This is a genomic window from Mitsuaria sp. TWR114 (assembly GCF_007997345.1).
The window spans coordinates 1-5284 of sequence record NZ_VOSR01000266.1 but is presented as its reverse complement, the minus strand read 5'-3'; the positions used below and the strand labels follow the sequence as shown (position 1 = coordinate 5284).

Here is a 5284-nt window from a genome sequence, read left to right as displayed (position 1 = left end):
GGGAGAGGGCCGGGGTGAGGGCCTTCTCGCTCACTTCTTCACCGGCTCATCCGGCTTGCCCTCGTTGCCCGCGATGTACGGGCTCCACGGCTTGGCCTTGACCGGCGCGGGCGTCTTCCACACCACGTTGAACTGGCCATCCGCGCGGATCTCGCCGATGAACACCGACTTGTGCAGATGGTGGTTCTTCTCGTCCATCTTGGACGTGATACCCGACGGCGCGGTGAAGGTCTGCCCGCCCATCGCGGCGATCACTTTGTCGACGTCGGTCGACTTGGCCTTCTCCACCGCCTGCTTCCACATGTTGATGCCGATGTAGGTCGCCTCCATCGGATCGTTGGTCAGCGGCTTGTCCTTGTGGCCCGGGATGTTCTTCGCCTTCGCATACGCGGCCCACTTCTTGATGAAGGCATCGTTGGTCGGGTTCTTGATCGACATGAAGTAGTTCCACGCCGCCAGATGTCCCACCAGCGGCTTGGTATCCACGCCGCGCAGCTCCTCCTCGCCCACCGAGAACGCCACCACCGGCACGTCCTTGGCCTTCAGCCCGGCGTTGCCGAGCTCCTTGTAGAACGGCACGTTGGAGTCGCCGTTGATCGTCGACACCACCGCCGTCTTCCCGCCGGCCGAGAACTTCTTGATGTCGGCCACGATGGTCTGGTAGTCGCTGTGACCGAACGGGGTGTACTTCTCGTCGATGTCGCTGTCCTTCACGCCCTTGCTCTTCAGGTAGGCACGCAGGATCTTGTTGGTGGTGCGGGGGTAGACGTAGTCGGTGCCCAGCAGCACCCAGCGCTTGGCGCCGCCACCGTCCTTGGACATCAGGTAGTCGACGGCCGGAATCGCCTGCTGATTGGGCGCGGCGCCGGTGTAGAAGACGTTCTTGCTGAGCTCCTCGCCCTCGTACTGCACCGGGTAGAAGAGCAGCCCGTTGAGCTCCTCGACCACCGGCAGCACCGACTTGCGCGACACCGAGGTCCAGCAGCCGAAGATCACCGAGACCTTGTCCTGCGTGAGCAGCTGACGGGTCTTCTCGGCGAAGAGCGGCCAGTTGGACGCGGGGTCGACGACCACCGGCTCGAGCTTCTTGCCCAGCACGCCGCCCTTGGCGTTGATCTCGTCGATGGCCATCAGGACGGTGTCCTTGAGCACGGTCTCGGAGATCGCCATCGTGCCGGACAGGCTGTGCAGCACGCCGACCTTGATGGTGTCGGCGGCGAAGGCGGGCAGGGCGGCGAGGTTCAGGCCGGCGAGCGCGCCGGCGACGGCCAGGGTCTTGAGCGTGAAGCGGCGGGGGGCTTTCGGATGCGAGGACATGGGGAGCTCCGGTGGATGAAGAGGACGTCGGCGGACTTCACAGGACTTCGGGAAGTGACCGGATGCTAGGAAGCCGGGCCCGCGGGGCATATACGGCACATGGCGTATGCGGGGCGCGTGCGTGGGCGTGGCGGGGCGGTGACCGCTCGTAACACCTCGAAGAAACGTGCGTGCACCATCGGGAAACCCCTGCCGTTGAGGCAACATCCGGCCCCTCCCCGGAGCGCGGCCGAGGGCCGCAGGCGCAGGGGTTGGTCCCCGACTCCGGACAACAGGAAAGAAACAGGAGCAGAACGATGACTGCGATGGCGATGAGTTCGACCCCCTTGCCGGCCCGGCGGCCGGACCGCGCGATGGCGCGATGGCTGCTGGCGGCGCTGATGCTGCTGGCGACGATGCTGACGGGCGGCTCCGCCTGGGCGCGCGACGATGGCGATTGGCAGATCCTGAATGCGCGCTACGGGACGCCCCAGCACAACATCGACGTCACCGGCCAGCTGAAGGAACTGGCGCGGCGCGACGACCGCGTGCGGGTGACCAACGGGCTCTTCGGCGACGACCCGGACGTGGGGCGCTCGAAGGTGCTGCGCATCTACGCGCGCAACCGAGATGGCGACACCCGCGTGTTCGAATTCCGCGAGGGCAACATCATCGACGGCAACGACTTCACCGGCTGGCGTGGCGGCGAATGGGGCCAGGGCGGCGGCAGCGGCGGCTGGGACGGTCCCGGCGGCCATGACGACGGCGCCTACGCCATCCTGGGCGCGCGCTACGGCGTGCCCGAAGCCAGCATCGATGTCACCGGCCGCCTGCGCGAACTGGCGCGCCGCGACGCGAAGGTGCGGGTGACCAACGACCTGTTCCGCGACGACCCGGCGGTCGGCCGCACGAAGATGCTGCGCATCTATGCCCGCGACCGCAGCGGCCAGGTGCGCACCTTCGACTACCGCGAGGGCGCCTGGATCGACGGCGCCCAGTTCACCGGCTGGGGCCGTGGCGACTGGGGCCAGGGCGGCTGGAACGGCGGCTGGGACGGCCGGCCGGGCGCCGGTGGTGGCGACTACGGTCCGCCGAGCCAGCGCCTGACGATCGTGCGGGCGACCTACGGCAGCGGCGGCCGTTACGTCGACGTGACCGAGCGCCTGCGCAACATCAGCCGCGGCGGCCGCCTCGACGTGCAGGCCGACAACGACCTGGCGGGCGGCGACCCGGCCTACGGCGAGTCCAAGGTCCTGACCGTGTACTACGTGATCGGCCGCGGCCGCGAGCAGACGGCCGTGATCCGCGAGGGCGACCGCCTGCGCCTGCCCTGAAGACGGAGGCGATCCAGGATCGCCTGATCGATGAAGGACGAAGGCCCCGCAAGGGGCCTTCGTTGCTTTTGCTCCGTGGACCCCCAAAGTGTGGCAGAGTGCATCTTCTGAGTGCAAACTGCTACGGAGGTGCGATGAGTTCGAATTCGATCCGGATCAGCAATCAGCTGTTCCGAGATGCCCAGGAGACCGGCGAGTACGTGGCCCGTTCCGCCGCGCAGCAGGTCGAGTTCTGGGCGCGCATCGGCCAGGCGCTGGAGAACTCCGGCGTCCGCTCGCAATTGCTGCTGGAGCTGTTGCGGGGCGATCACGGCACGCAGGCCATGGCGCGTATCGAGGACGACCTGCGGGCCGCCAAACGGATCGAGCAGGCACGGGACATCGAGGCGATCAAGTCCGGAGCGTCCCAGCCCTCGGAGTCGATCTGGTTCACCGAAGAGCGGGCCAAGAATGCGAGGGCCCTGGACTCACCCTACTGACCATGACGACGCAACCGCGACTGCCCGACGAAGAAGCTGCTCTCGAGGGGCGCTTGCTCGATCGGGTGCTCACCAGCCTGCCGGCTGGCGTCATCCTGGTGGGAGGTCAGGCGCTGGGCTTCTGGATGAAGCGCTACGGGATATCGACGCACGGCGCGGCGATCACCGCTGACGCTGACGTGATCGGGGATGTCTCGGATGCCCACGAACTGGCCAGGCGGCTGGGCGCCCGCGTGGAGTTGCCCCGAAAGACGGCACGGACCTCTCTGGTCGCCCAGGTCAGGATCCCGGCCCCTGCCAGGAAGGAAGGCAATGTCGACATCCTCCATCTGCTGTTCGCCACGGGCGGATTGGAGAAATGCGGTGTTTTCACTCGGCGGGTCATTGCCGGATGTTTGAGCTTTGAGATCGCCGAGGGACAGCTCCTGCGGGTGATGAGCCCTTTCGACGTGCTGGAGTCGCGCATCCACAACCTCGCGGGGCTCCGGGACAGCAAGGGATCGCACGTTGAAACCCAGGCGCGCTGGGCCGTGCAGGTTGCCAAGGCGGCGCTGTTCTCGCAGGCGTGCGGAAACGCCGAGTTCGCGGCCCGCCTCGGGGCGGAGATTCAACGCATCTTCCAACTCTCCAAGAGCTCTGCGGGACGCCGGGCCCATCGCCAGTACGGCATCGACATCCTCGAGGCCATCGATGCCGACCTGCTCGAAGCCATGGTGCCCGCCTGCGCGGTCCAGCTGGATCCGGTCCGGCGGCTTCAGGAGGAACGGGCGACCGGCCGCGCGTGAGCGCCGCGGGCGCCTCACACCTCCCACTGCGGATGCATCTCCCTGACCCGCGTCAGCGCCATCGCGGCCGCCGCGGTGCGGGTCTCCACGCCGAGCTTGGCGTGGATGCGCTCCAGGTGCTTCTTCACCGTCGCCGGGCTGGCGCCGAGGATCTCGCCGATGTCGCGGTTGATCTTGCCCTTGACGACCCAGTACAGCACCTCGGCCTCGCGCGCGGTGAGGCTGAAGGCCAGGCCCAGCGAGCGGATCACCGCGGCGTCCGAGACCTCGCGCATGACGATCAGCCAGTCGCCGCCCGCAGCGCCTGATGCGGCGCCGACGCCGGCCGCCGCTTCCGGACCCGCGCCGTTCGGCTCCTCGCCGCCGATGCAGTGGTGCAGCCGGAAGCTCAGCCGCCGCGCGCCGAGCTCGGCGCACAGGCGCGGCGGCTCCTGCGGCGGCGCACCATCGCCCGGTGATTGGCGCGCCATCTCGTCGAGCGTCTTGCGCAGCCACGCCAGCACCGGCGCGGGCGTCTGCGGCGCCACCGTGCCGAAGTAGAGCTGCAGCAGCTCGCGGGCCAGCGGCGTCTGCCACAGCAGCCGGCCCGACGACGCCCGCACCGCGATGCTCGCGTAGCCGAAGGCGTCCAGCGCCTGCCGCGTCTGGCGGGCCTGGCGCGCGCCCTGCAGGTGCACCTGCATGCGCGCCAGCACCGCGCGCGGATCCAGCGGCTTGGTCACGTAGTCGACACCGCCCGCCTGCAGCGCGGCGACGAGGTGCTCGGTCTCCGTCAGCCCCGTCATGAAGACGATCGGGATGTGCGCCGTCGAGGGATCGGCCTTCAGCCGCCGCGCGACCTCGAAACCGTCCATGCCCGGCATCATCGCGTCCAGCAGCACGATGTCCGGCCGCCCCTGCCGGGCGCAGGCGAGCGCCGCCTCGCCGTTCGTCGCCGCCAGCACCGTGTAGCCGTGCTCGTCCAGCGCGTCATGCAGCAGCGACAGGTTGTCGGGCACGTCGTCGACCATCAGGACGCGATCGCCCTGCTGCTGGTCGAGCAGCGTCGTGACGGCGGAAGGAAGCGCGGAGTTCATCTCGGGTCACCCAACTCGGTCGGTCTCGGGAGGTCCTCGCCGCGCGGCAGGCCGCGCAGCATCGCCTCGAACTGGAATTGGCGCGCCAGCGTCCGCTGCGCGTCGCAGAAGCCACGCCAGGCCGGATCGACCGCCTCGATCGCGTCGAGCTCGCCTCCAGCGCCTCGATGACGGGGAAGTAGCGGTCCACCACCGCGTCCATGATCGCGTACATCACGAAGCCGGGACCGCGCTTGAGCATGTGCGGCTCCTTCTCCGCGCGGGCCCGCACGCCCAGCAGGCTCTGCGCGACGCGGTTCGGATCGACAGCACGA

At 68.7% G+C, this 5284-nt stretch carries 5 protein-coding genes and 1 pseudogene; 3 read left to right on the top strand and 3 right to left on the bottom strand.

The window, feature by feature from the left end; translation table 11 throughout:
* Window positions 1–30 precede the first annotated feature (30 nt).
* Window positions 31–1317, bottom strand: a complete 1287-nt coding sequence (gene urtA / locus FUT87_RS11535; protein ID WP_091725655.1) for an urea ABC transporter substrate-binding protein — start codon at window positions 1315–1317, stop codon at window positions 31–33.
* Window positions 1318–1613: 296 nt separating this feature from the next.
* Here urtA and FUT87_RS11530 point away from each other — a divergent pair, with 296 nt between their 5' ends.
* From FUT87_RS11530 to FUT87_RS11520, 3 genes are all read left to right on the top strand, one after another.
* A complete protein-coding gene (locus FUT87_RS11530) occupies window positions 1614–2630 on the top strand; it encodes a DUF3395 domain-containing protein (protein WP_147241107.1) in 1017 nt (338 codons plus the stop codon).
* Between the two features lie 134 nt (window positions 2631–2764).
* Window positions 2765–3109 (top strand): TA system antitoxin ParD family protein, encoded by a 345-nt coding sequence (locus FUT87_RS11525; RefSeq protein ID WP_091725648.1) that lies wholly within the window; start codon window positions 2765–2767, stop codon window positions 3107–3109.
* A gap of 2 nt (window positions 3110–3111) precedes the next feature.
* Complete coding sequence (locus FUT87_RS11520; RefSeq protein WP_091725643.1) at window positions 3112–3894, top strand: hypothetical protein; 783 nt, start codon at window positions 3112–3114, stop codon at window positions 3892–3894.
* A gap of 14 nt (window positions 3895–3908) precedes the next feature.
* Here FUT87_RS11520 and FUT87_RS11515 read toward each other — a convergent pair whose 3' ends face one another.
* Entirely contained in the window at window positions 3909–4970 is a 1062-nt protein-coding gene (locus tag FUT87_RS11515; RefSeq protein ID WP_091725638.1) for a response regulator, read from the bottom strand.
* A gap of 151 nt (window positions 4971–5121) precedes the next feature.
* Window positions 5122–5284: pseudogene (locus tag FUT87_RS30615) on the bottom strand (magnesium transporter); the annotation flags it as partial.